This window comes from Actinophytocola sp. (assembly GCF_050699935.1).
In the GTDB taxonomy this organism is placed as follows: Bacteria; Actinomycetota; Actinomycetes; order Mycobacteriales; family Pseudonocardiaceae; genus Actinophytocola.
On the sequence record NZ_JBOHGB010000277.1, the window covers coordinates 1 to 3,548 of the forward strand.

At 73.7% G+C, this 3,548-nt stretch carries 4 protein-coding genes; all 4 read left to right on the forward strand.

Annotation, left to right across the window (positions count from 1 at the left end):
* Nucleotides 1-912: Gfo/Idh/MocA family protein (locus ACRDTB_RS37720; protein ID WP_431437061.1), on the forward strand; the 912-nt coding region annotated here is incomplete at its 5' end.
* A complete protein-coding gene (locus ACRDTB_RS37725) occupies nt 909-2,147 on the forward strand; it encodes a DegT/DnrJ/EryC1/StrS family aminotransferase (RefSeq protein ID WP_431437062.1) in 1,239 nt (412 codons plus the stop codon). The genes ACRDTB_RS37720 and ACRDTB_RS37725, both read left to right, overlap by 4 nt.
* A gap of 272 nt (nt 2,148-2,419) precedes the next feature.
* Nucleotides 2,420-3,307 (forward strand): fumarylacetoacetate hydrolase family protein, encoded by an 888-nt coding sequence (locus tag ACRDTB_RS37730; protein ID WP_431437063.1) that lies wholly within the window; start codon nt 2,420-2,422, stop codon nt 3,305-3,307.
* Nucleotides 3,304-3,548, forward strand: a 245-nt coding sequence (locus ACRDTB_RS37735) for a hypothetical protein (RefSeq protein ID WP_431437064.1), incomplete at its 3' end; no start/stop codon positions are given. The genes ACRDTB_RS37730 and ACRDTB_RS37735, both read left to right, overlap by 4 nt.

A 3,548-nucleotide genomic window follows, 5' to 3' on the forward strand; every position in this document is an offset into this window, starting at 1 on the left:
GAGCGGGTGGGCTGCCGGGCGCTCGGCAGCGCCGACGAGTTGGTCGCCGACCCGGAGGTGGACGCCGTCGTGGTGGCCACCCCGGACGACCTGCACGCGAGCATCGCGGTGGCGGCGGCGCGGGCCGGCAAGGCGGTCCTCGTCGAGAAGCCGCTCACCACGTCGGCCCAGGACGCGCGCGCGGTCGTCGAGGCGGTGCGCGAGGCCGGGGTGGTCGCGAGCGTGCTGTTCAACCACCGCTGGGTGCCGGCCTATGCGCAGGCGCACGAGCGGGTGCGGGCCGGCGACCTGGGCGACCCGGTGGTGGCCTACGCACGCAAGAACGACCGGATCTTCGTACCCACCAAGATGATCGACTGGGCGGACCGGACGACGCCGGCCTGGTTCCTGTCCTCGCACGACATCGACCTCGTCACCTGGCTGTTCGCGGACCTGCCGGTCGAGGTGTTCGCCACGGCGGTGACGGGCAAGCTGCGCGGCCTCGGCATCGACACCCCGGACGCGATACAGGCGCAGGTGCGCTACGCCGGTGGCGCGGTGGCGACCTTCGAGGCGTGCTGGGTGTACCCCGACACGTTCCCGACCATGGTCGACTCGTTCGTCGAGGTGGTCGGCACAGACGGCGTGATCCATCTGGACCGCAAGGTCGAGCAGATCGAGATCGCCACCACCGACGGCTTCTCCTACCCGCGCAACCTGTTGCAGCGCACGGTGCACGGGGTCAGCGCCGGGGCGGTGCGCGACTGCCTGTGGCACTTCGTGGACTGCGTGGCCACCGGCGCCGAGCCGCTCGTCACGATCGAGAGCGCGGCGACGACGACGGCCGTCCTCGAGGCACTGCACGCGTCCACGCGCACCGGCCGGCCGCAGCGGGTGGCGGCGTTCGCCGAGAGTCCGCGGGCGCGGGTATGACGAAGGCGCCGGCGATCGAGCTGGGCCCCCCGGTCCGGACCGCGCCGTGGCCGAGCTGGCCCGTGTACGGCGACGTCGAGGCGGGGTTGCTGCGGGCCGCGGTCGAGGCCGGGATCGGGTCGGCCGCGGACGGACCGCTCAAACTCGAGTTCGAGCGGCGCTGGGCGGCGCTCACGGACTGCCGGCACGCGCTCGGCGTCGCCAACGGCACGGTCAGCCTGGAGATCGCCATGCGGGCGCTGGGGATCGGCTCCGGCGACGAGGTGATCGTCCCGCCGTACACGTTCGCCGCGACGGCGACCGCGGTGCTGACCGTCGGCGCCCTGCCGGTGTTCGCCGACATCGAGCCGGACTCCTACAACCTGGACCCGGCCGCCGTCGCGGCGAGCGTCACCGAGCGGACCCGGGCCGTGATCGTGGTGCACCTGGGCGGGGCGCCGGCCGACCTCGACGCGCTCACCGAGCTGTGCGGCCGGCACGGCCTCGCGCTGATCGAGGACGCCGCGCACGCGCACGGCGCGCGGTGGCGCGGCCGGCCGGTCGGCGGCTTCGGGGCGTTCGGGTCGTGGTCGTTCCAGGCGTCCAAGAACCTCAGCGCCGGCGAGGGCGGCGCGCTCATCACCGACGACGCCGACCTCGCGGAGGCCGCCTGGAGTCTGCACAACTGCGGCCGCCGGCCGTCGGAGCCCTGGTACGCGCACTTCGAGCTCGGCGCGAACCACCGCCTCACCGAGTGGTCGGCCGCGGTGCTGCTGGCCGGCCTTGACCGCCTGCCCGGCGAGCTCGCCCGCCGCGAGGCCAACGCGTCCTACCTGGACAGTGAGCTGTCCACTATAGACGGTGTGCGGCCGTTGGGGCGGGACCCCAGGGTGGACACGCACGCGCACCACCTGTACCTGTTCCGCTTCGACCCGGCCGCGTTCGCCGGGCTGGACCGGGACTCGTTCGTCGCGGCGCTGCGGCACCACGGGATCCCGGCGTCGGTGGGGTACCCGGAGCCGCTGTACCGGCAGCCGGTGTTCGCGCGGGCCCGGTTCGACCACCGCGCCACCGGCTGGACACCGGACAACCCGCTCACCCGCTACGGCGACCTGCACCTGCCGGTCTGCGAGCGCGCCTGCGCGGAGACCGTGTGGCTGCCGCAGTCGCTGCTGCTGGCGCCGGAGTCGGAGATGGCGGACGTGGTCGCCGCCGTACGCCAGATCCGCCGCGCCGCGACGGGGAAGGTGACGTGAGCGGGAGCGACGGAGCGTTCGCCGTCTGGACTGACGATCGCGCGCAGGTGCGTCAGCGCCGAGCACGTGAGGAGGGAAGACGGCGGGTAGCGGAGGAGTGGAGCGAACCATTCAACACTGTGAGTGGGAGTGACGGAGCGTTCGCCGTCTGGACGGAGACACGGTCGCTCCGCAAGCTCCGCTCCGCGGAGAAGCGCGGGCGCGCCAGCGCCGAGCATCGCACGGAGGAAGACGGCGAGTAGCGAAGGAGCGGAGCGAACCATGGAGACCGCATGAGGATTGCCCGGCTGCGCACCGCGGACGGGGCGCGGCTCGCGCTCGGCCTCGACGGGAACGAGCTGGTCCGCCTCGACGCGGTGCTGGACGACTGCCCCACGGACCCGGTCGAGCTGCTCGCCTGGCCGGACCGGGACCGGGTCACCGACCAGGTGCGGGCGGCCGTGGCCGATCCCGGGACGCGGCGCCGGCTGGTCGACGCCGGCGCCATCCGCGGGCTCGACGACGCCGTGCTGGCGCCACCGGTCGTCGCCCCGAGCAAGGTGATCTGCCTCGCGCTGAACTACCACGCGCACGCGGCGGAGGGCGGGTTCGTCCCGCCGGAGCGGCCGGTGCTGTTCCTCAAGGGGCCCAACACGTTGTGCGGGCACGGCGAGGAGGTCGTGGTCCCGCCCGCGTCCCGCCGCATCGACCACGAGGGGGAGCTGGCCGTGGTGATCGGCCGGCGCGCCCGCCATCTGTCCATACAGGACTGGCCGCGCGTGGTGGCGGGCTACACGATCATGAACGACCTGACCGCGCGGGACCTGCAGCTCGCCGACATCGAGCGCGGCCATCCATGGGACCTCAGCAAGAGCTTCGACGGCTACGGGCCGACCGGCCCCTGGCTGGTGAGTGCGGACGAGGTGGCCGACCCGCAGGCGCTCGACCTGACCGTCACTGTCGACGGCGAGGTGCGGCAGCGGGCGTCCACGGGCGAGATGATCTTCGGCGTCGGGGAGCTGCTCCGCTTCCTGTCCTCCGTGCTGACCCTCGAACCCGGTGACGTGATCGCGACCGGCACCCCGGAGGGGATCGGCCCGGTCGGCGACGGCTCGACGGTGACGGTGACGATCTCCGGGATCGGCGAGCTGCGCAACCGGATCCGGTTCGCCGACCCATGATCGAGTACGTCGAGAAGCCGCCGCACGCCGACCGGGAGCGGATTCGGCACGTGACCGAGGCCGGGCTCGTGGCCGCGTTGGTGAAGAGCCTGGAAGGCGTCCTTCACGGCGCTGGACGTCCGGAAGGCGTCCTTCCAGGCACGGGGCCGGGCGCGGACGTGGACGCCCTGCTCGCGCATCGGGCCCGGGCGGGCCGCCGGCCGGTGCCCACGCCGGCCGACCGCGTCGCCGCGTACGGGCC